We start from the raw sequence: 24,156 nt of genomic DNA, 5'->3' as shown, positions 1-24,156 counted from the left end.
CTATTGTAGGGGCGTGCAGGCGGCGCTGGTAGAATCGGCGCATGAACGAATTCCCCCTGCAGCGGCTGGTGCCGCAGATCATCGACGACCTGGCCGAGCGCGGCTGGTCGCGACAGACCCTGGTCCTGCCGCAGTCTCTGACCGGCGAACTGGCCGCCGAGTGCCGCCAGCGCGCACAAAATGGCGCGCTGAGCCCGGCCGGCGTGGGTCGCGGCCAGGGCCTGGCGGTGCGCGAGGGGGTGCGCGGCGACAGTATCCAGTGGCTGGAGCCGGGGCAGAGTGCGGCCTGTGACCAGTACCTGGCGGCCATGGACGAGCTGCGCCGCGCTCTCAACCAGGCCTTCTACCTGGGCCTGGAGGACTACGAGAGCCACTTCGCCCTGTATCCGCCGGGCGCCTTCTACCAGAAGCATCTGGACCGTTTCCGCGATGACGACCGCCGCAGCGTCTCCGCCGTGTTCTATCTCAACGACGCCTGGCAGGCCGACCAGGGCGGCGCCCTGCGCCTCTACCCGAACGACGGCAGCGAACTGGACGTGCTGCCGGAGGCCGGCACCCTGGTGCTGTTCATGTCCGCCGAGCTGCCCCACGAGGTGCTGCCCGCCAGCCGCGAGCGCCTGTCGCTGACCGGCTGGTTCAGGCGGCGCTGAGCGCCCGACGAGGAGGAAGGATGGAAAAGCTGCTGGTCAGCCGCTGCCTGCTCGGCCACAAGGTGCGCTATGACGGTGGCGCGCATGGCCCCTACGACCTGCTGCAGCTGTGGCAGGACGAGGGGCGCATCGTGCCGCTGTGCCCCGAGGTGGCCGGCGGCCTGCCGACCCCGCGCCCGCCAGCGGAGATTGCCGGCGGCCAGGGTGCCCAGGTGCTGGACGGACAGCTGCCGGTGCTGACCGACAGCGGCGCGGATGTCACCGCCGCCTTCGTCGCCGGCGCCGAGATCGCCCTGCGCCTGGTCCAGCAGCATGGCCTGCGCGTGGCCCTGCTCAAGGCGCGCAGCCCGTCCTGCGGCAACACGCACAACTACGACGGCAGCTTCAGCGGCAACCTGGTCGAGGGCGAGGGGGTTACCGCCGCCCTGCTGCGCCGCCACGGCGTGAAGGTGTTCAACGAGCAGCAACTGGCCGAGGCCGCCGCCGAACTGGCGCGCCTGGAGCGAAGCGACGGCTGACCTCCGGAACGCCCCGTCATCGCCTATGGTCAGAGCAGGACTTTCATCAGAGGAGCCTGCCATGCGTCCCTTTTTGCGCAACCTGGGCCTAGTCGCCCTGTTCTGCGCCCTGCCCCCACTGACCTGGGCCGACAAGTCGGCGCCGCAACTGCCCGCCCCCGAAGGCGCCGAGGTGTACTTCATCGAGCCGGCCGACGGCGCCACAGTACCGCAGACCTTCACCGTCAAGTTCGGCCTCAAGGGCATGGGCATCGCCCCGGCGGGCATCGACGTGCCCGACACCGGCCACCATCACCTGCTGGTGGACGTCAGCGACATGCCGCTGCTGGACGAGCCGATCCCCTCCAGCGAGCGCATCCTGCACTTCGGCAAGGGCCAGACCGAGACCGAGCTGACCCTGCCGCCCGGCCCGCACACCCTGCAGCTGCTGATCGGCGACAAGCACCATGTGCCAATGGACCCGCCGGTGATCTCGAAGAAGATCAATATCACCGTGCAATGAAAAAGGCCCCGCTGAGCGGGGCCTTTTCTTCCACCTGCGAACTCAGCGCAGCTGCGGCGTGGTCAGCTTGTCCAGCAGCGCCGCCTGGGCGTTGCGCGGGTTGGCGTTACCGCTCGGGCTGACGCGCTGGTAGCGGCCATCCGCCTGCAGCACCCAGGCCTGGGTGTTGTCGGACAGGTAGCTCTCCAGCTCCTTCTTGACCCGGGTGATGAGCTTCTTGCCCTCCACCGGGAAGCAGGTCTCCACACGCTTGTCGAGGTTGCGCTCCATCCAGTCGGCACTGGAGAGGAACAGCTGCTCGTCGCCGTCGTTACCGAAGTAGTAGATGCGGCTGTGCTCGAGGAAGCGGCCGACGATGGAGCGCACGTGGATGTTGTGCGACACCCCCGGCACGCCCGGACGCAGGCAGCACATGCCACGCACCACCAGGTCGATGCGCACGCCCATCTGGCTGGCCTTGTATAGCGCGCGAATGATCTTCGGATCGGTCAGCGAGTTGACCTTGGCCATGATGTGCGCCGGCTTGCCCTCGCTGGCGTACTGCGCCTCACGGGCGATCATGTCGAGCAGGGTCTTCTTCAGAGTGAACGGCGCGTGCAGCAGCTTCTTCATGCGCAGGGTCTTGCCCATGCCGATCAGCTGGTTGAACAGCTTGTGCAGGTCCTCGCACAGCGCATCATCGGCGGTGAGTAGGCTGTAGTCGGTGTACAGGCGGGCGTTGCCGGCGTGGTAGTTACCGGTGCCGAGGTGCGCGTAGCGGCGCAGCTCGCCGTTCTCGCGGCGCAGGATCAGCATCATCTTGGCGTGGGTCTTGAAGCCGACCACGCCGTAGATCACCACCGCGCCGGCGGCCTGCAGGCGGCTGGCCAGCTGCAGGTTGGATTCCTCGTCGAAGCGCGCACGCAACTCGATCACCGCGGTGACCTCCTTGCCGCTACGCGCCGCTTCCACCAGCGCATCGACGATCTCCGAGTTGGCCCCGGAGCGGTACAGGGTCTGCTTGATCGCCAGGACGTTGGGGTCCTTGGCGGCCTGACGCAACAGGTCGATCACCGGGGTGAAGGACTCGAAGGGGTGCAGCAGCAGGATGTCCTGCTTGCCGACCACGTTGAACACGTTCTCGGTGTTCTGCAGCAGCTTGGGGATCACCGGGGTGAACGAGCCGTGCTGCAGCTCCGGGTGGCTCTCCAGCCCGGTGATGGCGAACAGGCGGGTCAGGTTGACCGGGCCGTTGACGCGGTACAGCTCGCTCTCGTTGAGGCTGAACTGCTTGAGCAGGTAGTCGGTGAGGTGCTGCGGGCAGGTTTCCACCACTTCCAGGCGCACCGCATCGCCGTAGCGACGGCTGAACAGCTCGCCACGCAGGGCCCGGGCCAGGTCGTCGACGTCCTCGGCATCCACCGACAGGTCGGCGTTACGGGTCAGGCGGAACTGGTAGCAGCCCTTGACCTTCATGCCCTGGAACAGGTCGTCGGCCTGGGCATGGATCATCGAGGAGAGGAACACGAAGTTGTCGCCGGGGCCGCCGACTTCCTCGGGCACACGGATCACCCGCGGCAGCAGGCGCGGCGCCGGGATGATGGCCAGACCGGAGTCGCGGCCGAAGGCGTCCACACCCTCCAGCTCGACGATGAAGTTGAGGCTCTTGTTCACCAGCAGCGGGAACGGGTGCGTCGGGTCGAGGCCGATCGGGGTGATGATCGGCGCGATCTCATCGCGGAAGTAGCGGCGCACCCAGGTCTTGATCTTGGGCGTCCAGTAGCGGCGGCGGATGAAGTTGACCTGGTGCTTGGCCAGTTCCGGCAGCAGCAGGTCGTTGAGCACGGCGTACTGACGCGCCACCTGTTCGTGGGCGATCTCCGAGATGCGCGTCAGCACCTGGCTCGGCAGCAGACCGTCGGCGCCCGCCTGTTCGCGGGCGAAGGTGATCTGCTTCTTCAGGCCGGCGACGCGAATCTCGAAGAATTCGTCCAGGTTGCTGGAGAAGATCAGCAGGAACTTCAGGCGTTCGAGCAGCGGGTAGGACTCGTCCAGCGCCTGCTCCAGCACGCGGATGTTGAACTGCAGCTGCGACAGCTCGCGGTGGATGTACAGGCTGCTGTCGTCCAGGCCCGGGATCACCGGGGCCGGCGCAGGAGCCGGTTCCGGCTCGGGCTCGACGACCGCCACGGCCTCGACCACCGGCTCGGCCGGCAAGGTTGGCTCGGCCTCCAGCTGGGCGTCGACGATCTGCTTGTTGCTGAGTCCCTCGGTGTTCATGCCTTGCTTCCCTGGGGCGCCTTCAGCGCCCCGCTTTCAAGAGTTCTGCCGCACGCACGGCGAAGTAGGTGAGGATGCCATCGGCACCCGCGCGTTTGAAGGCGGTCAGCGATTCGAGGATCACCGCCTCGGAGAGCCAGCCGTTCTGGATGGCGGCCATGTGCATGGCGTACTCGCCGCTGACCTGGTAGGCGAAGGTCGGCACCTTGTAGGCGTCCTTCACCCGCCAGACGATGTCCAGGTAGGGCATGCCCGGCTTGACCATGACCATGTCGGCGCCTTCGGCCAGGTCGGCACCGACTTCGTGCAGGGCCTCGTCACCGTTGGCCGGGTCCATCTGATAGGTGTTCTTGCTGCCCTTGCCGAGGTTGGCGGCCGAGCCGACCGCATCGCGGAACGGGCCGTAGTAGGCGCTGGCGTACTTGGCTGAGTAAGCCATGATGCGCACGTTGACCTGATCGGCCAGCTCCAGCGCCTCGCGGATCGCCTGGATACGGCCGTCCATCATGTCCGACGGCGCCACCACCTGGGCACCGGCTTCGGCATGCGACAGCGCCTGCTTGACCAGGGCGTCGATGGTCACGTCGTTCATCACGTAACCCTCTTCGTCGAGGATGCCGTCCTGGCCGTGGGTGGTGAAGGGGTCCAGAGCCACGTCGCTGATCACCCCCAGCTCGGGGAACTTGGCGCGCAGGGCGCGGATGGCACGCTGGGCGATGCCGTCCGGGTTCCACGCCTCGGCGCCATCGAGCGACTTCTTCTCCAGCGGCGTCACCGGGAACAGCGCCAGCGCCGGAATGCCCAGCGCGACCCAGTGCTCGGCTTCCTGCAGCAGCAGGTCGATGGTCAGACGTTCGACGCCCGGCATGGACGGAATCGACTCGCGGCGGTTTTCGCCGTCGAGGACGAACACCGGCAGGATCAGGTCGTCGGTGGTCAGCACGTTCTCGCGAACCAGGCGACGGGAGAAATCGTCACGACGGTTGCGGCGCAGGCGGGTGGCGGGGAACAGGCGATTGGCGGGGGTAAAGCTCACGACGGACTCCAGAACCCGCACGGCGGGCGAGTGTGACAGTTGTACCCGGCCATTATGACCAAATAATGACTGTCACACCCAGACTGCGACGGGCAGCCGCAGTTCCGTACTGGATTCAGGCCGGTTGAGCCTGCTCCTGGCGCGGCCACAACAGCCACAGCAGGCTGATCAGGCTCCAGCTTGCCAGCAACAGCCAGGGCAGCGCGCCGCCCGGCAGCAGGCCGACCTGCTGGGCCCAGGCCAGCGCCGGCAGGTTGAGCAGCAGGCGCAACGTTTCCAGCGAGCGGGCAAACGGCCGGTTCTCCAGCCAGGCGCCGATGCAGTACAGGCCGAAGGCGATCCACAGCCAGGCGCCGGCCAGCACGCCGAGGTTCTGCTGCGCCGCCACCGCCAGCAATCCGCTGGTGCCGACCACGTAGGTGGCGAACTGCAGCGCGGCGTACAGCTTCTGCCCGCGCGACAGCGGCACCTCGAACTTGCGGAAGGCAGCCAGGTCCGGCTTGTCCATCGGGAAACGCTCGGCCACATCGGCCGGGCGCCAGCCGGTGGGCATGAACCAGATGCGCAGCTTGTCCCACCAGGAGCCGGCACGTTGCGCGTCGCGCCATAGCTGCACGTAGAACTGCAGATTGGCCCACAGCGGGTTCCAGCTGCGCAGCGGAGTGGTCACGCCGAACACCACCGGATGCTCGTCCAGCTCCTCCTGAAAGGTGCCGAACAGGCGGTCCCAAAAGATGAACACGCCGCCGTAGTTACGGTCCATGTAGATAGGATTCTGCGCATGGTGCACGCGGTGGTTGGAGGGCGTGACGAAGAACCACTCGTACCAGCCCAGCTTCGGCACATGGCGGGTATGCACCCAGAACTGATAGAGCAGGTTGAGCGCGCCGACCGTGACGAACACCACCGGCGGCACGCCGGCCAGGGCCATCGGCAGGTAGAAGATCCAGCTCAGCAGAAAGCCGGTGCTGGTCTGGCGCAAGGCAGTGGAAAGGTTGTAGTCCTCGCTCTGGTGGTGCACCACGTGGGAGGCCCAAAACACATTGCGCTCATGGCCGAAGCGGTGGCTCCAGTAGTAGCAGAAGTCGTAGGCGACGAAGGCCAGCACCCAGACCCAGAGCTGATCGGACAGCTCGAACAGGTGCAGGTGCTGATAGGCGAAGGCATAACCGAGCACGGCGATGGCCTTGCTCAGCAGGCCGCTGGCCTGGGACAGCACGCCGGCGCTGAGGCTGTTCAGCGAATCCGCCAGGCGATAGGTACTGACGCCGCGCACGCGGTCGGCGATCAGCTCGGCGGCGATCAGCAGGAAGAAGAAGGGTACGGCAAGAAGGATCAGGTTCATGGTTCGACAGCGCCTGGTTGACCTAAGCTGATCCTATGCCTGCCCATGCAGCTACTCGCGACGGCAAATGCCAGGTGGAGTGGCATTTGGCGACACCCCGTCGCTCGACGCTCGCCCAGGCGATCGGCGAAACTGAGGCATCGTTATCTGGCTGGCCATGGAGAACAGCATGCAAAAACGAGTCGCGGTCATCCTTTCCGGTTGTGGCGTCTACGATGGCGCGGAAATCCACGAGAGCGTGATCACCCTGTTGCGCCTCGACCAGCGCGGCGCCCAGGTGCAGTGTTTCGCCCCCAACATCGCGCAGATGCACGTGATCAACCACCTCACCGGCGAGGAAATGCCGGAGAGCCGCAACGTGCTCACCGAGGCAGCGCGCATCGCCCGTGGCGACGTGATGGACGTGCGCGAGCTGAAGGCCGAGCAGTACGACGCGCTGATCCTGCCCGGCGGCTTCGGCGTGGCCAAGAACCTCTCCAACTTCGCCGTGGAAGGCGCCAACTGCAGCGTGCAGCCCGACGTGCTGGCTGCCGCGCAGTCATTCGCCCAGGCCGGCAAGCCGATCGGCCTGATCTGCATCGCCCCGGCCCTGGCGGCGAAGATCTACGGCGAGGGCGTCAGCTGCACCCTGGGCGCGGCCGATGATCCGGCCGTCGGCGGCCTCACCGCCATGGGCGGCCAGCACGTCGAGTGCGCGGTGGAAGACATCGTCGAGGACGAGGCGCGCAAGCTGGTTAGCACCCCCGCCTACATGCTGGCCGAATCCATCGCCCAGGCCGCCGCCGGCATCAACAAGCTGGTCGACCGCGTACTGGAGCTGGCCCAACCGCAGTAAGAGCCTGCGCCTAGCCTGGCTCTAGCTCGCGCGCCTTTGCACAGGCTCTGACCGGGCGTTCCGGCCAATCCGCGCGGCGTCCCCGCCGCGCCTCTGGTCAGCCGGGCTCGCCTGCGGCAGCGTGAGCGCCACAGTCGAGCCAGGAGCGCACATGAACGACACGGTCTTCCAGCTTTCCGAGGAACAGCGCCAGGGCGTCGAAGCCTTCTTCCAGCGCATTCCGTTCAACCAGATGCTCGGCATTCGCATCGACGAGCTGCGCGGCGACCGGGTGGTGATGAGCCTACCGATGAAGCCCGAGCTGATCGGCAACTTCGTTCACGGCATTCTCCACGGCGGGGTGATCTCCTCGCTGCTCGACGTCACCGGCGGCGCCATGGCGCTGATCGGCGCCTTCGACAAGCACCAGCACCTGAGCCAGGCGGAACGCATGCAGCGCCTGTCCAAGCTGGGCACCATCGACCTGCGCGTCGACTACCTGCGCCCCGGTCGCGGCGAGCTGTTCAGCGCCACTGCGGTGCTGCTGCGCTCGGGCAACAAGGTGGCAGTGGTACGCAGCGAACTGCACAGCGACGACGGCACCCTGGTGGCGGTGGGCACCGGCACCTATCTGTGCGGCTGAGCCCTACCTGCTCAGACGGGTGAGGATGCGGTCGAGGGCGTTGGCGAAGGCCTGGCGGTCCTTGTCCGAATAGGCGGCCTGGCCGCCGCCCATCTGGCCCTGATCGCGCAGGTCGGCGAACAGGTTGCGGGTGGCCAGCTTGTCACCCATGTTGCGCTCGTCGAACTCGCGGCCACGCGGGTCGAGCGCGGCGACACCCTTCTTGATCAGCCGGTCGGCCAGTGGAATATCGCTGCAGATCACCAGTTCGCCGGGCACGGCGTGCTCGACCAGATGATCATCGGCCGCGTCCGGGCCGCTCGGCACCACGATCAGCTTCACGCAGGCGAAGTTCGGTCGTGCCACGGCCTGACCAGCCACCAGCACCACCTCGAAACCACGCTTGAGGGCGAACTTCACCACCTGGTCGCGGGCCAGGCGCGGACAGGCGTCCGCGTCGATCCAGACACGCATACTCAGGCGGCGGCGCGGCGTACGGTGGCGAGCAACGCGGCGGCGCCGACGAACAGGCCGGCGAAGGTGCGGTTCATCAGGCGCTGCTGGCGCGGTGTGCGCAGGGCGCGCAGCACGCGGGACGCCAGCCCGGTGTAGCCGGCCATGACGATCATGTCGACGATGATCATGGTGGTGCCCATGATCAGGTACTGCGCCAGCAGCGGCTGGTGCGGATCGATGAACTGCGGCAGCACGGCGAGCATGAAGACGATCGCCTTGGGGTTGCTGGCGTTGACCAGGAAGCCACGCAGCACCAGGGTCAGCGGGCGACCGATGGGGCGCTCGGCGGAGTCGCTGGCCATGTCGCTGGGCAGGGCTTGCCACTGCTTGACCGCGAGCCAGACCAGGTAGGCCACGCCGAACCACTTGATCGCGGCGAAGGCGGTGGCCGAAGCGGAGAGAATGGCGCCGACACCCGCGGCGACCACGGCGATCTGCAGGGCCAGGCCGACCTGCAGGCCCAGTGCGTTCCAGTAGCCACGGGCGAAGCCGTACTGCAGGCCGCTGGACATGGAGGCGATGGCGCCGGCACCCGGCGACAGGCTGATCACCCAGCAGGCGACCAAGAAAGCGAGCCAGGTTTCCAGAGCCATGGCGAATACCTCAAAACAGAAGAAGAACAGAGGGCACAGCCTACCGCCCTGCCCCGCAAGCGACCAGTACCGTCAGCGCCAGCGGCGCACGGTTTTCTGGAAGAACAGGCTGTTGGGCACCTGCAGCAGGGCACCCTCGCCGCCTTCGCTGAGGTCCTGCAGGGTGGTGTAGAACAGGTTGATCGACAGCACCCGGCCCTTCACCCCAGGCTTGTCGGCGCTCTCGATGACTTCCACCGTGTCGCCCAGGCGGAACGGGCCCATGCTGAAGATCAGCAGGGCGCAGAACATGTTGGAGAGCACGCTCCAGATGGCGAAGAAGGCCACGGCGGCGACGGCGGCGAAACCGGTCAGCGCGGTCCACAGCACTTCGGCGGAAACGCCCAGGCGCTCCAGCACCAGCATCAGCGCGCTACCCATGATCAGCCAGCGCAACAGGCCACGCAGCGGCAGCAGCACCTCCTGCGGCAGCATCGCGTAGCGCGAGCCGAGGCGGCTGATGCCGCGGGTGACCAAACGCTGGGCGACCCAGGCCAGTAGCAGGATCAACAGCACCTGACCGGCGACGGTCAGCGGTTCACGCCAGGTGGCGAGCAGTTGCAGCTCTTCCATCAGTCGGCCTCCTCCAGTTGCTTCTGCAGCTCCTCCAGCGTCTCCAGGGCCAGCAGCCAGGATTCTTCCAGCTCGGCCTCGGCGGCCTTCAGACGCGCCTGCTCGGCCAGCAGCTCACGCAGCTCGTCCTTGCGCGCGGCCTCGTAGACACCACTGTCGCCGAGCTTTTCCTCGACGGCGGCGAGCTTGCCCTGGAGCTTGCCCAGCTCCTGTTCCAGCTTGTCGGCCTGCTTCTTGTGCGGGGCCAGCTGCTGGCGCAGGGCCGCGGCGGCCTGGCGCTGGGCGCGTTTGTCGGTCTTGTCGCTGGCCGGTGCAGCAGCTGCCTGCGGCTGTTGGCGGGCGCGGTAGTCGACCAGCCAGCGCGCGTAGTCGTCGAGGTCGCCCTCGAACGACTGGATGCGCCCATCGGCGACCAGCAGGAACTCGTCGGTGGTGCTCTTCAGCAGATGACGATCGTGAGAGACCACCAGTACCGCCCCGGCGAACTCCTGCAGGGCCATGGTCAGGGCCAGGCGCATCTCCAGGTCGAGGTGGTTGGTCGGTTCGTCGAGCAGCAGCAGGTTGGGCTTGCCCCAGGCGATCAGAGCCAGAGCCAGGCGCGCCTTCTCGCCACCGGAGAAGTTCTGCACCGCCTCATCGCAGCGAGCACCACGGAAGTCGAAGCCACCGAGGAAGTCGCGCAGGGTCTGCTCGCGCTCGCCCGGAGCGATGCGCTGCAGGTGCAGCAGCGGACTGGCCTTGGCATCCAGCGAGTCGAGCTGATGCTGGGCGAAGTAGCCGATCGACAGGTTCTCGCCACGCGCCAGGCGACCGGACAGCGGCGACAGCTCGCCGGAGATAGTCTTGATCAGGGTCGACTTACCGGCGCCGTTGGGGCCGAGCAGGCCGATGCGTGCGCCGGGCACCAGCTGCAACTTGACCTGCTGCAGCACCACCTTGTCGCCATAGCCGAGTTGGGCCTCGGCCATATCAAACAGTGGGCTGGAGATTTTGTCGGCCTCGCGGAAGACGAAGTCGAACGGCGAGTCGACGTGCGCCGGCGCCAGTTCTTCCAGCCGCTCCAGGGCCTTGATCCGGCTCTGCGCCTGACGAGCCTTGGTCGCCTGGGCCTTGAAGCGGGCGATGTACTTTTCCATGTGCGCGCGCTGCGCCTGCTGCTTCTCATACGCCTGCTGCTGCTGCGCCAGGCGTTCGGCACGAGTGCGCTCGAAGGCCGAGTAGCCGCCACGGTAGAGGGTCAGCTTCTGCTGTTCGAGGTGCGCCACATGGTCGACCACAGCATCGAGGAAGTCGCGGTCGTGGGAGATCAGCAGCAGAGTGCCGGGATAGCTCTTCAGCCACTCTTCCAGCCAGAGGATGGCATCGAGGTCGAGGTGGTTGGTCGGCTCGTCGAGCAGCAGCAGGTCGGACGGGCACATCAGTGCCTGGGCCAGGTTCAGGCGCATCCGCCAGCCACCGGAGAAGTCGCCGACACGGCGGTCCATCTGCTCGTTGCTGAAGCCAAGGCCGGCCAGCAGCTTGCGCGCGCGGGCATCGGCGGTATAGCCGTCGGCGGTGTCCAGTTCACTGTGCAGGCGGGCAATCGCCGCACCGTCGTGGGCCGCTTCGGCGCCCGCCAGCTGGCGCTGCACCTGGCGCAGGTGGATGTCGCCATCCAGCACGTAGTCCACGGCCAGGCGTTCGAGGTCGTCGACCTCCTGGCGCATGTGCGCGATGCGCCAGTCCGGCGGCATGTTGCAGTCGCCGGCGTCGGGGCCGAGCTCGCCCCGCAGCAGAGCGAACAGGCTGGATTTGCCGGCGCCGTTGGCACCGATCAGGCCGGCTTTGTGGCCGGCGTGCAGGGTCAGTTCGGCGCCTTCGAGCAGGCGCTGCGGACCACGCTGTAGAGTGAGGTTCTGGAGTCGGATCATAATGGCCGCGGAGTCTACCAGCTTCCCCCCTTCGCCGCCCGGAGAGCCGCATGCCGACTGACCTGTGGAGTTTCGCCCTGACCTGCTACGCCCGCCCCGGCGTGGAACAGGCCTGCCTGCGCCTGCAGGATGGCGGTGCCGATGTCTGCCTGCTGCTCTGCGCCCTGTGGCTGGAACGGCGGCGAATCACCTGCGACGCGCAGCGCCTCGCGCAGCTGCAGGTCGTGGCCGCGCACTGGCAGCAACAGGTGGTAGGACCGCTGCGCAAGCTGCGTCGAAGCTGGAAGAACGACAGCGCCGCAGATCCCGCCCTGGCGCAACTGCGCGAGCGGATCAAGGCACTGGAGCTGGACGCCGAGCGCGAACTGCTCGGGCGACTGGAAGAGGTAGCACAGAAATGGCAGGCCACGGACGATGCCGTGGCCTGGTTGGAGCAGTTGGTCAGCGACCGCGACGCGCGCGAACTGCTGCGCGCCGCGGCAAGCCAGGCTTAGACGCCGGGCGGAGTGCTGCCGTTGCTGGCTACCGGTGCAGCGGCTGGCGCCGGAGTCGGCGTAGCTGCGCTGGCAGGCGCCGCAGGTTTCGCGGCAGCGGGTTTGGCGGCCGGCTTCGCAGCAGGCTTGGCAGCGGGTTTGGCCACTGCCGGTTTAGCCGCGACTGGCTTCTTCACTGCAGGTTTCGCTGCTGGTTTGGCAGCAGGTTTAGCCGCAACCTTGGCCACTGGTTTGGTTGCCGGCTTAGCAGCGGGTTTGGCAGCGGGCTTCGCAGCAGCCTTGGCGACTGGCTTGGCCGCCGGCTTCGCAGCCGGTTTGGCCGCAGCGGCCTTAGCCGGAGCCTTGGCTGCAGCTGGTTTGGCGGCCGGCTTCGCCGCGGGCTTGGCGGCAGCCTTAGCGACAGGCTTGGCTGCTGGTTTTGCAGCGGCCTTGGCAGCTGGCTTAGCGGCGGGTTTTGCCGCTGGTTTCGCGGCAGGCTTGGCTGCCGGTTTGGCGGTGCTGGAGGCCTTCTTCGCGGCAGGTTTCGCAGCAGCCTTGGCAGCAGGTTTAGCTGCCGGTTTGGCTGCGGGCTTGGCCGCCGGTTTCGCCGCTGCAGCTTTCGCAGGTGCTTTGGCCGGTGCCTTGGCGGCGGGTTTCGCAGCTGGCTTCGCGGCAGGCTTGGCTGCCGGTTTGGCGGCGGCCTTGGTAGCGGGTTTGGCCGCAGCTTTCTTCGCCGCCGGCTTGGCTGCTGGCTTCGCAGCGGGCTTGGCGACGGCGCGGCTGTCGAGGGCCTTGGCGGCGGCCTCGCGAACCTTGCCTACGCCCTGGGCCAGCTTCAGGCTTTCCTGGGCGTCGCGCTTTAGTTGCACGATATAGCTGCGGGTCTCGGCCTGGCGGGTCTTGAGGCCAGCGAGCAACTCTTCAAGTTCGGCAGCGGCAGCCTTGGCCTTGTCTTGCGCCTTGGCTTTGCCGGCCTTCGCCGCTTCCTGCACTTTGCTGCGCGTGTCGTGCAGTTTTTCCTGAGCTTTGACGCGCTGTTTTTCCAGCTTGGTCAGAAGGTCTTCAGCGTCGACCAGAGCTTGCGAGCAGGCTTTTTCCAAATGTTCGAGCAGGCTATGGGAGAGTTGCTGGAGCAGATGCAAAGGGGTGCTTACGGACTTCTTATTGTTGGTCGGCATGACGTGCCTCCTAACGGACGTTGGTGATCCCCATACTAGACGCCTGACTCGCCAGTCGCTAGCACCCGCGCAGGCAACAGGCATAATCGCCGGCAAATTCTGTGGAGAACTCGTTCATGTTGCGCCTCATGCTGTTGTTGCTATGCCTGCTTCCTGCTCTTTCGCCGGCGGCGAGCGAGGACGAGGATCTGGCCTATAGCCTGGGGGCAAAACTCGGTGAGAGGCTGCGTGGCGAGGTGCCTGGACTGCCGCTGGATGCCCTGCTGCAGGGCCTGCGCCAGGCCTATCAGGGCGATGCTCTGCGCCTGCCGCCGGAGCGTATCGAGGCACTGCTGGAGGTTCACGAACAGCGCGTGGCGCAGAGTCGCGAAGAGCAGACGCGCATGGCCGAAGGACGCTTCCTGGCCAAGGAAAAATCCCAGTATGGCGTGCGCGAACTCGAAGGTGGCGTGCTGGTGCGTGAGCTGCGCGCGGGTAACGGACGCAAGCCGTTGGCCGGCAGCCGGGTGAAGGTCAACTACCGCGGCGAACTGGCCGATGGCCGCCTGTTCGACCAGAGCGAAGGGCCGCAATGGTTCCGCCTGCGCGCCCTGATTCCCGGCTGGCAAACGGCACTGCTGCAGATGCCTACCGGCGCACGCTGGCGCGTGGTGATTCCGGCCGCACAGGCGTATGGAAAGGAAGGCGCTGGCGATCTGATTCCGCCCGATGCGCCACTGGTATTCGAGGTCGAGCTGCTGGAAGTGGCCAACTGATCGCGCTGTGACAGTATGAAAAAAGCCGCCCATCGAGGCGGCTTTTTTCATGGCATCCGAAGGCTATAGCGGCGCAGCGCTGGCCTCGTGCTGGTGCGCGTTGTGCAGCACCTCGATCAGGCAGTCTTCCAGTTCGAAGCGCTCGTGCAGCAGCTGGCCAAGACGCTTGAGCTCACCGTTGAGTGAGGCGGCATCGCGGCAGTCACCGTTGTCGCAACGATCATTGAAGGCCAGCGCCACCTCGGTGATGGCTTCGATGCGCGGGTAGATCTGCTTGGCCAGCTCCAGGCCGCGCTGGTCACCGAAGGCCTTGGCCTCGACGGTGAGCTGTTCGTAGACCTCGAAATGACCGGCCGAGACGTAGTCGAGCAGGATCTCGCAGAAGCGCTGCACGTCCTCACCGAAGGCCGGGCCCTGCGGCTGGTCGCAGAGGCCGCCATAGGCGCTCACCAGCTCATGGCGTTCCTGCAGCCAGCGATCGATCAGTTGGTGTACGCCACCCCAGCGTTCCTGGGCGTTCTGGCAGCTCTCGAGCATGATGTCCTCACTCCCCTTACTGGTGAATGCTGAATACGCCAGCCCCGAGACATTTTATTGTCAGCTCGCGGAGTCTCGGGAAGCGCCTCGCCGAAAACGGCGGATAAATGACGAGGCGTTGGGCCAGAGTATGCCCACTCGGCGCGGGCATCAAGTCATCTCGCTCGCGAACGGTTCAGCCGCGACGCAGCAGCTGGTAGAGGGAAAACAGGATCATGCCGACGAACGCCAGCAGGCTCCACTCCGGCAGGCTGAGGCCGAACAGGGTCCAGGTCACCTCGGCGCAATCGGCGGTGCCATGGAACACCAGGCGCACGATTTCCTGCAGCGGCAGGGCCTCCATCATGAACTCCAAGCTCGGCAGGCAGGCATCCAGCTGATCGGCCGGCACACTCTGCAGCCAGACCTGACGCGCCGCCGTACCGGCACCGCCGACGGCAAACAGCAGGGCCAGGATCGCGTAGACGCGGCGCCCGGTACGAGCCGGGCCGTGAATAGCGGCGACCAGGCAGGCCAGGCCGAAGAGGATGACGAAGATGCGCTGGACGATGCACATCGGGCAGGGATTGAGGCCGACCACATGTTCCAGATACAGCGCACCGCCCATCAGGGCCAGGCAGCCGAGGAAGGCGAGCAGGAACAGGGTACGCGGGGTGGCCAGCGCCATGGGAACTCCGATGCGGGGCTAGAAAGGCGCCTACGGTAGAGGAAAGCCGGCCGGCCTTTCAAGGCAGTGGCAGGCGCCCCGTCAGCGACAGGGCGCCGCACGTCAGGCCGGCGAGGACCGGCTAGCGGCCGGGTTGCGGCAATGCCGGCAGCTGCTGGCCCTGTACCTCCAGCAGTTGCAGCAGCAGGCGATTGCTCGCCTCTACCTCGCCCTGGCTGGCCAGCAGACGGGCCAGCTCGGCGTAGGTTTCGGCGCTGCGAGAGAAGTCCAGGCTGATCTCGAAGTACTCGCGCGCCTTGCCCCACAATCCGTTCTGCAGGCACAGGCGACCGAGTGACAGCAGCAGCTGCGGGTCCTGCGGATGCTCCTTGAGCAGGCCTTCGGCGGTCTGCAGCTGGCGCGCCGGATCGCGTCCGCGCAGCTGGCCGTAGAGACGAATCAGACGCTGGTCGTAACCCTGCTTGAGCGCCTTGCGCAGCACTTCCTCGGCCTCTTCTTGAGCCCCCAGGGTGCGCAGCTGGCCGGCATAGGCGAGCAGCAATTCGACATCCTGGCGCTGTGCAGAAGACAGCTGCTGCCAAGCATTGCTCAGCGGCTGCAGGGCCATCTCGCCTTGGTTCAGCCCCTGCTCGCCAGTGTGCTGCAGGCGGGCGATCCACACCCGGCGCTCCAGCTCGGCCAGTGCCTCACCCTCCAGCACGCGAGCCTTGCGCAGCTCCGGCAGCAGTTCGAGCAGCGCCGCCCAGTCGCCGCGTTCGGCCAGCGTGCGCTGCAGCTGGTCGAGCACCAGGTGATGGCGTGGATGACGCTCGTGCATGGCCTGCAGGGTTTCTTGCGCACCGGCCAGGTCACCGTATTCGCGCTGCAGCTCGGCATGCGCCAGGGCCACCGCCAGTTCGGCCTGGGGCTGGCGCTGCAACGCTTTCTCCAGCAGTGCCTCGCCCTGCTCCACGCGGCCCTGCTTGTAGGCCGCACGGGCCGCGCCCAGGTAGTACATCAGTGGCTGGCTCTCGCCTTCGGCGGCCAGCGCGAGATGCCGCTCGGCGCGCTCCCAGCGCCCCTCGATCAGGTCCAGCAGGCCCTTCTCGGCCGCCAGTTGCTGGCGCCGGCCACGCTGACGGCGCGACCAGGGATTGAGCAGGCCACCGGACACCAGCAGCAGGCGCAGCAACCAGCGCAGGCCGATGAACAACAGCCAGGCCGCAGCGATGATCAGCAGGAACACCCACAGGCTGGACTCGTAGCGCAGGCCCTTCCAGGCGATCAGCACATAGCCGCTGTGCTCGGCGACGGCCAGGCCCAGCGCGGTGGCGCCAGCAGCCACCAGTATCAGGAGCAGGACGGCACGGATCATTGCCCGCCCTCCTCGATCGCCTCGGCAGCCGGTTCCTCGGTTTCGGGCAGCAGCTCGGCAGCCTCGCGGCGCTTGAGGTAGGCCTGCAGGGTATTGAGGGCGTTATCCAGCTTGGGCAGCTGGGTGGAAACCGATTGACCGGACAGTTCGGCCACGCGTTTTTGCAGGGCCTGCACGGCCTGGTTGTCGCGGTCGAAGTAGCTGTCGAGCACCTCGCTGGCAGAGGCTAGCGCCTGGCGGTAGACCTCCTGCTCGCCATTCAACGCGCCCCACTGGGCTTGCTCCAGTGCCAGCGCCAGGGTCAGGCGCACCTGTGCCAGGCTCTGCCCGGCCAGTTGCGGGCGCACGTCCTGGTCGGCGTGCAGGTCGATGCGCACATAGCGCGACAGCTCCTGCCAGAGCGTGTCCCAGCGGCTGCTGTCGCTGGCGCTGACCGTGCTCGGCACTTCGACCGGGAGGATGTATTCGGGTGCCAGCATCTGCAGCTGGGCGACCTGGCCACGCAGCGCGGCCAGTTGCAGGAACAGGCCGCTGCGATCGATCTGCGGCATGCCGCGCAGCTCCTCCAGCACCTTGATCAGCTCACCGCGAGCAGCAAAGGCCTGGGGGTCGTTCTGCGCGCGCAGGATGTCGTCGGCACCCTGTACCAGGGCGATGGCGCTGTCCACGTCCTGCAGAGCGGTCAGGCGCAGCATGGCCAGGCGCAGCAGGTGCTCGGCCTCGGCCAGGCGCCAGTCCTCGCGGCTCTTGCCGAGCAGGCCGGAGAGGCTCTGGGCCAGGCGCTGCTGCTCGCCCTGTAGGCTTACCAGCAGGTCGCGCTGGGTGGCCAGCTCGTCCGCCGTGGGCAGGCCGGCCAGACGCTTGGCCACATGATCTTCACTGGCCTTGACCCGTGCCTGAGCGGCTTCACCGGCCTGCTGGAACTGCGCCAATTGCTGCGCCGCCTGGCCCTGCTGCTGATGCAGCTGCCAGGCACTCCAGCCACCGGCACCGAGGGCAGCCAGGCCGACCAGCAAGGCCAGCCAGGCCGGACCACGACCCTTGGCTTTGGGCGCGACCGCCTGCGGCGGCTGGTCGGCGGCAAGTTGCGGAGTCTGTTCGCTGATCTGCGGGGTGGTTTCGCTCACGAGTCCTTCCTTATCCATCAGAGGCCGGCGCCGGTTGGGCGCGCAAGGCCGTCAGAACAGCCGCAGCGCTGGCGCCGCGACAATCGATCACCTGCCGGGCGCCGGCCGCACGAGCCAGTTCGGCCACTCGCGGGCTGGGCACCAGCAAGGGTAGCCGAGCCAGCTCCGCCCAGGCATCGGCGGCCAACTGGCGGAGGTTGTCCAGGCCCTGGGCGCTGCTCACCAGCAGGGCGTTGATACGCTCCGCAGCGACCAACCGCTGCAGCGTACCGGCAGGGTATTGAGGGCGCACGCGCCGATAGAGTTCCAGATAGTCCACCGCCGCGCCACGCTGGCGCAGGGTTTCGGCGATCAGTTCGCGACCGCCCTCGCCGCGCATGATCAGCACTCGCGGGTTCGGCACTTGCAACGCCTGATCGAGCTCGGCCAGGGCCAGCAGGGCCTCGCTGTCATCGCCCAGGCTCGGGCAGCTGGCCTGCAGGCCATGTGGCTGCAGATACTGATCGAGCACCTGCGCGGTGGCGGCGCCGACACTGAACCAGCGCGGGCCGGCCGGTGGCTGCGCGCAATGGCGGGCGAGCAGGTCGAGGCCCAGGCGCGCCGCCGGCTTGCTGACCACGATCACCGCGCAGTAGCGCTGCAAATCGAGAATGGTGGCGCGCTGCGCGGGCGTCTCGGCCAACGCCTCGGTCTCCAGCAGCGGCAGGCTGCTGCTGAACACGCCGGCCTCGGCCAGCGTGGCGGCCAGCGCCGCGCACTCGGCGGCGGGGCGGGTCAGCAGCAGGCGCCAGCCCGTCACTCGCCGTATACCGCCTTGAGGATGGCCTCGGCGCCCTGGGCCAGCAGTTGCTCGGCCACCTGCACGCCCAGTGCCTCGGCGTCGCGCCCACGGCTCTCGGCGCGCAGCAGCACACCGCCGTCCGGCTGGCCGACCAGACCGCGCAGCCACAGCTGCTCGCCTTCGAGCAACGCGTAGCAGGCAATCGGTACCTGGCAGCCGCCGTTGAGGCGCTTGTTCAGCGCACGCTCGGCGGTGACACGCCCGGCCGTTTCGGCATGGTGCAGCGGCGCCAGCAGGGCGTGGATCTCGGCATCGGCGGTGCGGCATTCGATGCCCACCGCACCCTGGCCACCAGCCGGCAGGCTGTCCTCGACACTGATCGAGGAACGGATACGTTCCTCGAAGCCGAGGCGGATCAGGCCGGCGGCGGCGAGGATGATGGCGTCGTACTCGCCGGCATCCAGCTTGGCCAGGCGCGTGTTGACGTTGCCGCGCAGGAACTGGATTTTCAGGTCCGGGCGGCGCGCCAGCAGCTGGGCCTGGCGGCGCAGGCTGGAGGTGCCGACCACGCTGCCGGCCGGCAGCTCGTCCAGGCTCGCATAGGTGTTGGAGACGAAAGCATCACGTGGGTCTTCGCGCTCGCAGATGCAGAACAGGCCGAGGCCCTCGGGGAAGTCCATCGGCACGTCCTTCATGGAGTGCACGGCGATGTCGGCCTCGTTTTCCAGCAGGGCGGTTTCCAGTTCCTTGACGAACAAGCCCTTGCCGCCGATTTTCGCCAGGGGCGCGTCGAGTAGCTTGTCGCCACGGCTGACCATGGGCACCAGGCTGACCTTGAGGCCAGGGTGGGTCTGTTCCAGACGGGCCTTGACGTACTCGGCCTGCCACAGGGCCAGGGCGCTCTTACGGGTGGCGATGCGGATTTCGCGGGACATGGGCAATTCCAGAAGACGAACTGCCGGCGATGATAGCAGGATGGTCGGCGCAAGCCCGCAGGCACTATCGCCGCAGGCTGCACCGCGCCGGTGTCACAGGCTGTGCATCAGCTTGCGCACGCCGGCCACGTGACGACGGCTGACGGTCAGCGCGTCCGGCCCCAGGCCCTTGAGGTAGAGCTGGAAGTGTCCTAGCGGCGTACGCTGCAGGCGCTCGATGCGCTCGCGGGCGACCAGGGCGTTGCGGTGGATACGCACGAAACGCTCACCGAACTCGTCCTCCAGCGCCTTCAGCGGCTCGTCGAGCAGCACCTCGCCACCCTCGTGGCGCAGGGTCACGTACTTGTGGTCGGCGATGAAGAAGATCACCTGCTCCAGCGGAATCAGCTCGATGCCCTTGCGGGTGCGCGCGCTGATATGGCTGCGCGGGCCGGCACCATTGCCCGGCGTGGCTGGGCGAGTGAGCGCGGCAAGCTGTACGCGGTTCGGCCGTTCGGCCTTCTTCAACGCCGCGGCCAGCGCCTCGGGGCGCACCGGTTTGACCAGGTAGCCGACGGCGCTGACGTCGAAGGCCTCCAGGGCGAACTCGTCATGCGCGGTGCAGAAGATCACCGCCGGCGGCGCCTCGCGCTCGCACAACTTGGCGGCGACCTGCAGGCCATCGAGGCCAGGCATGCGGATATCCAGCAGGACCACGTCGGGGCGCAGGCTGTCGATCAGCGCTAGCGCCTCTTCGCCGTTGCTGGCCGAGGGCTCGAGGACACGATAACCCTCGAGTTCGCCGACCATACGGGTCAGGCGCTCGCGGGCAAGGGGTTCGTCATCGACGATCAGCACATTCATATTGCTCGGGCTTCCTGCATGAGTCTCGAACAAGGATAGCGTAGACAGGTGAAGTGGCGTCCGTCACGGCGGTCCACGCTGAGACTCGCGCCGGGGCCGAAAAGTGCCGCCAGACGCGCGTCGATATTCACCAGGGCCTGGTGGGTACCGCGCGACGGTTGCTGTTCGGCGCTTTCCTGATAGGGATTGCTCACGCAGAGCTGGAACACCCCGTCCTGGTAATCCGCCTCGATTCGCACCAGGCCGCCCTCGATGCGCGGCTGGATGCCATAGATCAGGGCATTCTCCAGCAGCGGCTGCAAGGTCAGCTGAGGGATCGGCAAATCCGTCGGCACGTTTTCCACCTGCCAATCCAACTGTAGACGTTCGCCGAGCCGGTAGTGCTCGATCGACAGATATCGCTTGGCCAGTTCCAGTTCATCGGCCCAGGGCACCAGGGTGCCGGGCTTGGCCAGGCTGGCTCGGAACAGGTCGGAGAGATCGAGCACCGCCTGCTCGGCCTTGTACGGGTCGATCGCCACCAGGCTGGCGATGCTGTTCAGGCTGTTGAACAGGAAATGCGGGCGGATGCGCGCCTGCAGCGACTCGATGCGCGCCTTGAGCTCGGCCTGCTGCTGCCGGCGCCACTGGCTCTGCAGATAGAAATAGCGCAGCAGCAGCGCCGACATGATCAGGCTGATCAGCGCATGGCGCAGGTACAGGTTGACCTCGCCACTGCGCGGCAGCGGCCCGCCCAGCTCGTAATAGTCGGCCACCGCCGTGCAGGCCAAGGTCAGGCCGATCACCAGGGCGCAGCACAGGGTACCGGCCAGGGCCGCGCGTAGCCGCGCCAGCAGCGGGCGCAAGCGGCACAGCAGCGCCGCCGAGAGCAGCACGATCCACTGCACGAACAACGAGGTCAGCGCCAGGCGCACCCAGTTGAAGCCCGGCAGCATCGGCTCGGCCAATACCAGCACCAGCACCAGCAGCTCGGCCAGCAGCACCAGGCTGAGCAGAGCCTCGGGCTCGCACAGTTCCGGAATGAAGAAATCGTCGCCCTGGGCCAGCACGCGGCCCTTGTTGAACCAGTGGATTTTCATCCGCGCAGTTTCCTTGTGTGCGCCCCCGGGCGGCAAGCCAGAGCGCTCCGGCCGGGCCAAAACGGGCGCCCAAATGCCACCGGCCGGTGAAAACTGTGACGCACCCGGCAGATCGGCGCGGCCTCGGTTTTCCCGGCAAGGCTGTTATTATCGGCACACTTTGTCCGTTCCGCAGGTGCCCGCCGCGCCTGCCCTGCCACGAGTCCAGCCATGAGCAGCGAAAAAACCAACCAGTCCTGGGGCGGCCGCTTCAGCGAGCCAGTCGACGCCTTTGTCGCCCGCTTCACCGCCTCCGTCGACTTCGACAAGCGCCTGTATCGCCACGACATCATGGGTTCCATCGCCCACGCCACCATGCTGGCCAAGGTCGGCGTACTGACCGCGGACGAGCGCGATGCCATCGCGGCCGGACTGAAGGAAATCCAGGCCGAGATCGAAGCCGGCAGCTTCGACTGGCGTGTCGACCTGGAAGACGTGCACATGAACATCGAGGCGCGTCTGACCGACCGCATCGGCGTCACCGGCAAGAAACTGCACACCGGGCGCTCGCGTAACGACCAGGTCGCCACCGATATCCGCCTGTGGCTGCGTGACGAGATCGACCTGATCCTCGCCGAAATCACCCGCCTGCAGCAGGGCCTGCTCGGCCTGGCCGAGGCCGAAGCCGACACCATCATGCCCGGCTTCACCCACCTGCAGACCGCGCAGCCGGTGACCTTCGGCCATCACCTTTTGGCCTGGTTCGAGATGCTGACCCGCGACCACGAGCGCCTGGTCGACTGCCGCAAGCGCGTGAATCGCATGCCCCTGGGCTCGGCCGCACTGGCCGGCACCACCTATCCGATTGCCCGCGAGATCACCGCCGAACTGCTCGGTTTCGACGCTGTTGGCGGCAACTCGCTGGACGGCGTGTCGGATCGTGACTTCGCCATCGAATTCTGCGCCGCCGCCTCCCTGGCGATGATGCACCTGTCGCGCTTCTCCGAAGAGCTGGTGCTGTGGACCTCCGCGCAGTTCCAGTTCATCGACCTGCCTGACCGCTTCTGCACCGGCTCCTCGATCATGCCGCAGAAGAAGAACCCGGACGTGCCGGAGCTGGTACGGGGCAAATCCGGCCGCGTGTTCGGCGCGCTGATGGGCCTGCTGACCCTGATGAAGGGCCAGCCGCTGGCCTACAACAAGGACAACCAGGAAGACAAAGAGCCGCTGTTCGACGCCGCCGACACCCTGCGCGACAGCCTGCGCGCCTTCGCCGACATGGTTCCGGCGATCAAGCCCAAGCGCGAGATCATGCGCGAGGCGGCCCGCAGCGGCTTCTCCACCGCCACCGACCTGGCCGACTACCTGGTACGCAAGGGCCTGCCCTTCCGCGACTGCCACGAGATCGTCGGCCACGCCGTGAAGTACGGCGTGCAGAGCGGCAAGGACCTGGCCGAGATGAGCCTCGACGAGCTGCGCCAGTTCAGCGAGCAGATCACCGACGACGTGTTCGCCGTGCTGACCCTGGAAGGCTCGGTCGGCGCCCGCGACCATATCGGCGGCACCGCACCGAACCAGGTCCGCGCCGCCGTGGCCCGCGGCAAGGAACTGCTGGCGACACGCTGATCACCCGCCAAGGGAAAAGGATTTCCCATGTTAGAACTGCTGTTGCGCGGCCTGCTCTTCGTCGGCGAATTCGTCCTGGAGATAGTCGTCAGCTATCTCTTCTATGGCGCCGGCTGGCTGGCGCTACGCCTGCTGACCCTGGGCCGCTATCCGCGCCTGCCGCTGCGCGTAGCCGACCCGATGGGCCCACGCAGCAGCTGGGTCGGCGCCTTCGGCTTTTGCCTGATCGTCGTCCTGCCACTGGCAGTACTGGTCTTTACCTACGGCTGAACCCTGCAACGAGTATTGCCATGTCCCTGCACATCCGCCCCGCCCACGCCGACGACGCTGAACTGATCCTGCGCTTCATCATCGACCTGGCCATCTACGAGAAGGCCGAGCACGAGGTGAAGACCGACGCCGCCGGCCTGCGCGACAGCCTGTTCGGCGCCGATAGCAGCAGCCATGCGCTGATCTGCGAGCAGGACGGCGTACCGATCGGCTACGCCGTGTACTTCTTCAACTACTCCACCTGGCTGGGCAAGCACGGCCTGTACCTGGAAGACCTCTACGTCAGCCCCGAGGCCCGCGGCTGCGGTGCCGGCAAGGCGCTGCTGCAACACCTGGCGCGCATCGCCGTGCAGCGCGGCTGCGGCCGCTTCGAGTGGTCGGTGCTGGACTGGAACACACCCGCCATCGACTTCTACCAGTCCTTCGGCGCCCGCCCGCAGGACGAGTGGACCACCTATCGCCTGACCGGCCAGGCGCTACTGGACTTCGCCGCGCCCTGACTCAGGCCTTGCTCTTGAGGAACGCCATGAAGCCGGCCATGCCGGCTTCTTTCTGTGCGGCGATCATCTGCACGTGCGGGTTCTGCTGCAGGCGCTGCAGCAGCGCGCGGGCGGCGGGTAGTTCCGCCAGCAGGTCGAAGTCGAACACCTGCTGCGCCACCGCCGCGGCCAGGTCGATGCTGTAGAGGAAGTACAGGTCGGCGATGCTGAACTGCTCGCCGGCCACATAGGGAGCGAAGCGCCCGTGGCGCTTGAGCGCGGCGATGCCGGCCTGCAGCTCGGCGCGAGCCTTGTCGCGGATCGCCGCATCCACCGGGGTGCGGAAGAACGCCTGCGGGTAGCAGCTGCGCGCCGGCAGCTCGATGTACAGCTCAATCTCCCGGGCCAGCGCCCGCACCTGGGCACGTGCGTAGGGCTCCGCCGGCAGCAGCGGGCGGCCCTGGCCGAGGTCTTCCAGGTAATCGAGGATGGCGCCGGTCTCGCTGATATAGCCGTGTTCGGTCTGCAGCACCGGCACCTTGCCGCGCGGGCTGATGGCGAGGAAGTCCTCGTCCTGGCAGCCGTAGACGGTGGCGGTCTCGAACTCCAGCCCCTTCTCCAGCAGGGCCAGGTGAACCATGTTGTAGTAGTTGCTGACGGCGAATCCGTGAAGTCTGAGCATGGGTCGGTACCGGG

27 protein-coding genes are annotated in these 24,156 nt (G+C 67.0%); 10 read left to right on the top strand and 17 right to left on the bottom strand.

Annotation, left to right across the window (positions count from 1 at the left end; genetic code table 11):
* The first annotated feature begins 41 nt into the window (after positions 1–41).
* The 3 genes from IP89_RS04440 to IP89_RS04430 all read left to right on the top strand — a co-directional run bounded on the left by IP89_RS04440 (position 42) and on the right by IP89_RS04430 (position 1,670).
* The gene (locus IP89_RS04440; protein WP_043307980.1) at positions 42–650 is read left to right on the top strand and encodes a 2OG-Fe(II) oxygenase; all 609 of its coding nucleotides are present in this window, start codon (positions 42–44) and stop codon (positions 648–650) included.
* A gap of 20 nt (positions 651–670) precedes the next feature.
* On the top strand, positions 671–1,168 hold the full coding sequence (locus tag IP89_RS04435) for a DUF523 domain-containing protein (RefSeq protein WP_043307979.1): 498 nt from the start codon (positions 671–673) through the stop codon (positions 1,166–1,168).
* 61 nt (positions 1,169–1,229) lie between these two features.
* Complete coding sequence (locus IP89_RS04430; RefSeq protein WP_043307978.1) at positions 1,230–1,670, top strand: DUF4399 domain-containing protein; 441 nt, start codon at positions 1,230–1,232, stop codon at positions 1,668–1,670.
* A gap of 42 nt (positions 1,671–1,712) precedes the next feature.
* On the opposite strand, the gene ppk1 is transcribed toward IP89_RS04430, so the two are convergent.
* The 3 genes from ppk1 to IP89_RS04415 form a co-directional block, all read right to left on the bottom strand.
* Positions 1,713–3,929 carry a polyphosphate kinase 1 gene (ppk1, locus tag IP89_RS04425; RefSeq protein WP_043307977.1) on the bottom strand — a complete coding sequence of 739 codons (2,217 nt, stop codon included), beginning with the start codon at positions 3,927–3,929 and terminating at the stop codon, positions 1,713–1,715.
* Between the two features lie 22 nt (positions 3,930–3,951).
* Positions 3,952–4,965 carry a porphobilinogen synthase gene (gene hemB, locus IP89_RS04420; RefSeq protein ID WP_043307976.1) on the bottom strand — a complete coding sequence of 338 codons (1,014 nt, stop codon included), beginning with the start codon at positions 4,963–4,965 and terminating at the stop codon, positions 3,952–3,954.
* 115 nt (positions 4,966–5,080) lie between these two features.
* On the bottom strand, positions 5,081–6,310 hold the full coding sequence (locus IP89_RS04415; RefSeq protein WP_043307975.1) for a sterol desaturase family protein: 1,230 nt from the start codon (positions 6,308–6,310) through the stop codon (positions 5,081–5,083).
* Between the two features lie 169 nt (positions 6,311–6,479).
* Here IP89_RS04415 and elbB point away from each other — a divergent pair, with 169 nt between their 5' ends.
* On the top strand, positions 6,480–7,145 hold the full coding sequence (elbB, locus tag IP89_RS04410) for an isoprenoid biosynthesis glyoxalase ElbB (RefSeq protein WP_043307974.1): 666 nt from the start codon (positions 6,480–6,482) through the stop codon (positions 7,143–7,145).
* Between the two features lie 151 nt (positions 7,146–7,296).
* Positions 7,297–7,767, top strand: coding sequence for a thioesterase family protein (locus IP89_RS04405; protein WP_043307973.1), 471 nt, complete (start codon positions 7,297–7,299; stop codon positions 7,765–7,767).
* A 3-nt stretch (positions 7,768–7,770) separates the two neighbouring features.
* Here the strand turns inward: IP89_RS04405 and IP89_RS04400 are convergent, their stop codons facing one another.
* From IP89_RS04400 to IP89_RS04385, 4 genes are all read right to left on the bottom strand, one after another.
* A complete protein-coding gene (locus IP89_RS04400) occupies positions 7,771–8,220 on the bottom strand; it encodes a YaiI/YqxD family protein (protein WP_043307972.1) in 450 nt (149 codons plus the stop codon).
* 2 nt (positions 8,221–8,222) lie between these two features.
* A complete protein-coding gene (gene rhtB, locus IP89_RS04395) occupies positions 8,223–8,855 on the bottom strand; it encodes a homoserine/homoserine lactone efflux protein (RefSeq protein WP_043307971.1) in 633 nt (210 codons plus the stop codon).
* A gap of 72 nt (positions 8,856–8,927) precedes the next feature.
* Positions 8,928–9,467 (bottom strand): mechanosensitive ion channel family protein, encoded by a 540-nt coding sequence (locus tag IP89_RS04390; protein ID WP_043307970.1) that lies wholly within the window; start codon positions 9,465–9,467, stop codon positions 8,928–8,930.
* Positions 9,467–11,377, bottom strand: coding sequence for an ATP-binding cassette domain-containing protein (locus tag IP89_RS04385; protein ID WP_043307969.1), 1,911 nt, complete (start codon positions 11,375–11,377; stop codon positions 9,467–9,469). The genes IP89_RS04390 and IP89_RS04385 overlap by 1 nt, the downstream gene beginning before the upstream one ends.
* A gap of 50 nt (positions 11,378–11,427) precedes the next feature.
* Here IP89_RS04385 and IP89_RS04380 point away from each other — a divergent pair, with 50 nt between their 5' ends.
* Complete coding sequence (locus IP89_RS04380; RefSeq protein WP_043307968.1) at positions 11,428–11,871, top strand: TIGR02444 family protein; 444 nt, start codon at positions 11,428–11,430, stop codon at positions 11,869–11,871.
* On the opposite strand, the gene IP89_RS22905 is transcribed toward IP89_RS04380, so the two are convergent.
* Entirely contained in the window at positions 11,868–13,028 is a 1,161-nt protein-coding gene (locus IP89_RS22905) for an AlgP family protein (protein ID WP_043307967.1), read from the bottom strand. The genes IP89_RS04380 and IP89_RS22905 overlap by 4 nt on opposite strands.
* Before the next feature lie 116 nt (positions 13,029–13,144).
* Between IP89_RS22905 and IP89_RS04370 the strand changes: the two genes are divergently transcribed.
* A complete protein-coding gene (locus IP89_RS04370) occupies positions 13,145–13,783 on the top strand; it encodes an FKBP-type peptidyl-prolyl cis-trans isomerase (RefSeq protein ID WP_043307966.1) in 639 nt (212 codons plus the stop codon).
* 63 nt (positions 13,784–13,846) lie between these two features.
* Here IP89_RS04370 and IP89_RS04365 read toward each other — a convergent pair whose 3' ends face one another.
* The 8 genes from IP89_RS04365 to IP89_RS04330 form a co-directional block, all read right to left on the bottom strand.
* Positions 13,847–14,320 (bottom strand): Rsd/AlgQ family anti-sigma factor, encoded by a 474-nt coding sequence (locus tag IP89_RS04365; protein ID WP_043307965.1) that lies wholly within the window; start codon positions 14,318–14,320, stop codon positions 13,847–13,849.
* Between the two features lie 175 nt (positions 14,321–14,495).
* Complete coding sequence (locus tag IP89_RS04360; RefSeq protein ID WP_043307964.1) at positions 14,496–14,987, bottom strand: disulfide bond formation protein B; 492 nt, start codon at positions 14,985–14,987, stop codon at positions 14,496–14,498.
* A 121-nt stretch (positions 14,988–15,108) separates the two neighbouring features.
* Positions 15,109–16,341: a heme biosynthesis HemY N-terminal domain-containing protein gene (locus tag IP89_RS04355; RefSeq protein WP_043307963.1), complete on the bottom strand. Its 1,233-nt coding sequence runs from the start codon at positions 16,339–16,341 to the stop codon at positions 15,109–15,111.
* Complete coding sequence (locus tag IP89_RS04350) at positions 16,338–17,468, bottom strand: uroporphyrinogen-III C-methyltransferase (RefSeq protein WP_081963173.1); 1,131 nt, start codon at positions 17,466–17,468, stop codon at positions 16,338–16,340. The genes IP89_RS04355 and IP89_RS04350 overlap by 4 nt, the downstream gene beginning before the upstream one ends.
* A 10-nt stretch (positions 17,469–17,478) precedes the next feature.
* On the bottom strand, positions 17,479–18,267 hold the full coding sequence (locus tag IP89_RS04345; RefSeq protein WP_043307962.1) for a uroporphyrinogen-III synthase: 789 nt from the start codon (positions 18,265–18,267) through the stop codon (positions 17,479–17,481).
* Complete coding sequence (gene hemC, locus IP89_RS04340) at positions 18,264–19,184, bottom strand: hydroxymethylbilane synthase (protein ID WP_043307961.1); 921 nt, start codon at positions 19,182–19,184, stop codon at positions 18,264–18,266. Before hemC ends, IP89_RS04345 begins: the two co-directional genes overlap by 4 nt.
* Positions 19,185–19,277: 93 nt before the next feature.
* Positions 19,278–20,027 carry a LytTR family DNA-binding domain-containing protein gene (locus IP89_RS04335; protein ID WP_043307960.1) on the bottom strand — a complete coding sequence of 250 codons (750 nt, stop codon included), beginning with the start codon at positions 20,025–20,027 and terminating at the stop codon, positions 19,278–19,280.
* Complete coding sequence (locus IP89_RS04330; RefSeq protein ID WP_052080952.1) at positions 20,024–21,106, bottom strand: sensor histidine kinase; 1,083 nt, start codon at positions 21,104–21,106, stop codon at positions 20,024–20,026. Before IP89_RS04330 ends, IP89_RS04335 begins: the two co-directional genes overlap by 4 nt.
* Positions 21,107–21,316: 210 nt before the next feature.
* Between IP89_RS04330 and argH the strand changes: the two genes are divergently transcribed.
* From argH to IP89_RS04315, 3 genes are read left to right on the top strand one after another with little or no spacing between them, the layout of a single operon-like run.
* Positions 21,317–22,711, top strand: coding sequence for an argininosuccinate lyase (argH, locus tag IP89_RS04325; protein ID WP_043307959.1), 1,395 nt, complete (start codon positions 21,317–21,319; stop codon positions 22,709–22,711).
* A 27-nt stretch (positions 22,712–22,738) separates the two neighbouring features.
* The gene (locus tag IP89_RS04320) at positions 22,739–22,981 is read left to right on the top strand and encodes a hypothetical protein (RefSeq protein WP_043307958.1); all 243 of its coding nucleotides are present in this window, start codon (positions 22,739–22,741) and stop codon (positions 22,979–22,981) included.
* 20 nt (positions 22,982–23,001) lie between these two features.
* A complete protein-coding gene (locus tag IP89_RS04315) occupies positions 23,002–23,481 on the top strand; it encodes a GNAT family N-acetyltransferase (protein ID WP_043307957.1) in 480 nt (159 codons plus the stop codon).
* A gap of 1 nt (position 23,482) precedes the next feature.
* On the opposite strand, the gene IP89_RS04310 is transcribed toward IP89_RS04315, so the two are convergent.
* On the bottom strand, positions 23,483–24,142 hold the full coding sequence (locus tag IP89_RS04310) for a glutathione S-transferase family protein (protein ID WP_043307956.1): 660 nt from the start codon (positions 24,140–24,142) through the stop codon (positions 23,483–23,485).
* Positions 24,143–24,156: the final 14 nt, after the last annotated feature.

This window comes from Pseudomonas sp. ML96 (assembly GCF_000761545.1).
Taxonomy (GTDB): Bacteria; Pseudomonadota; Gammaproteobacteria; order Pseudomonadales; family Pseudomonadaceae; genus Aquipseudomonas.
Note: the sequence above shows the minus strand (reverse complement) of the source record. Positions and strands in the feature narration are given on the sequence as shown.

Coding starts and splice junctions, on each gene's coding strand:
- IP89_RS04440 (WP_043307980.1), top strand. CDS start 42: ATGAACGAATTCCCCCTGCAGCGGCTGGTGCCGCAGATCATCGACGAC.
- IP89_RS04435 (WP_043307979.1), top strand. CDS start 671: ATGGAAAAGCTGCTGGTCAGCCGCTGCCTGCTCGGCCACAAGGTGCGC.
- IP89_RS04430 (WP_043307978.1), top strand. CDS start 1,230: ATGCGTCCCTTTTTGCGCAACCTGGGCCTAGTCGCCCTGTTCTGCGCC.
- ppk1 (WP_043307977.1), bottom strand. CDS start 3,929: ATGAACACCGAGGGACTCAGCAACAAGCAGATCGTCGACGCCCAGCTG.
- IP89_RS04415 (WP_043307975.1), bottom strand. CDS start 6,310: ATGAACCTGATCCTTCTTGCCGTACCCTTCTTCTTCCTGCTGATCGCC.
- elbB (WP_043307974.1), top strand. CDS start 6,480: ATGCAAAAACGAGTCGCGGTCATCCTTTCCGGTTGTGGCGTCTACGAT.
- IP89_RS04405 (WP_043307973.1), top strand. CDS start 7,297: ATGAACGACACGGTCTTCCAGCTTTCCGAGGAACAGCGCCAGGGCGTC.
- IP89_RS04400 (WP_043307972.1), bottom strand. CDS start 8,220: ATGCGTGTCTGGATCGACGCGGACGCCTGTCCGCGCCTGGCCCGCGAC.
- rhtB (WP_043307971.1), bottom strand. CDS start 8,855: ATGGCTCTGGAAACCTGGCTCGCTTTCTTGGTCGCCTGCTGGGTGATC.
- IP89_RS04390 (WP_043307970.1), bottom strand. CDS start 9,467: ATGGAAGAGCTGCAACTGCTCGCCACCTGGCGTGAACCGCTGACCGTC.
- IP89_RS04385 (WP_043307969.1), bottom strand. CDS start 11,377: ATGATCCGACTCCAGAACCTCACTCTACAGCGTGGTCCGCAGCGCCTG.
- IP89_RS04380 (WP_043307968.1), top strand. CDS start 11,428: ATGCCGACTGACCTGTGGAGTTTCGCCCTGACCTGCTACGCCCGCCCC.
- IP89_RS22905 (WP_043307967.1), bottom strand. CDS start 13,028: ATGCCGACCAACAATAAGAAGTCCGTAAGCACCCCTTTGCATCTGCTC.
- IP89_RS04370 (WP_043307966.1), top strand. CDS start 13,145: ATGTTGCGCCTCATGCTGTTGTTGCTATGCCTGCTTCCTGCTCTTTCG.
- IP89_RS04365 (WP_043307965.1), bottom strand. CDS start 14,320: ATGCTCGAGAGCTGCCAGAACGCCCAGGAACGCTGGGGTGGCGTACAC.
- IP89_RS04360 (WP_043307964.1), bottom strand. CDS start 14,987: ATGGCGCTGGCCACCCCGCGTACCCTGTTCCTGCTCGCCTTCCTCGGC.
- IP89_RS04355 (WP_043307963.1), bottom strand. CDS start 16,341: ATGATCCGTGCCGTCCTGCTCCTGATACTGGTGGCTGCTGGCGCCACC.
- hemC (WP_043307961.1), bottom strand. CDS start 19,184: ATGTCCCGCGAAATCCGCATCGCCACCCGTAAGAGCGCCCTGGCCCTG.
- IP89_RS04335 (WP_043307960.1), bottom strand. CDS start 20,027: ATGAATGTGCTGATCGTCGATGACGAACCCCTTGCCCGCGAGCGCCTG.
- IP89_RS04330 (WP_052080952.1), bottom strand. CDS start 21,106: ATGAAAATCCACTGGTTCAACAAGGGCCGCGTGCTGGCCCAGGGCGAC.
- argH (WP_043307959.1), top strand. CDS start 21,317: ATGAGCAGCGAAAAAACCAACCAGTCCTGGGGCGGCCGCTTCAGCGAG.
- IP89_RS04320 (WP_043307958.1), top strand. CDS start 22,739: ATGTTAGAACTGCTGTTGCGCGGCCTGCTCTTCGTCGGCGAATTCGTC.
- IP89_RS04315 (WP_043307957.1), top strand. CDS start 23,002: ATGTCCCTGCACATCCGCCCCGCCCACGCCGACGACGCTGAACTGATC.
- IP89_RS04310 (WP_043307956.1), bottom strand. CDS start 24,142: ATGCTCAGACTTCACGGATTCGCCGTCAGCAACTACTACAACATGGTT.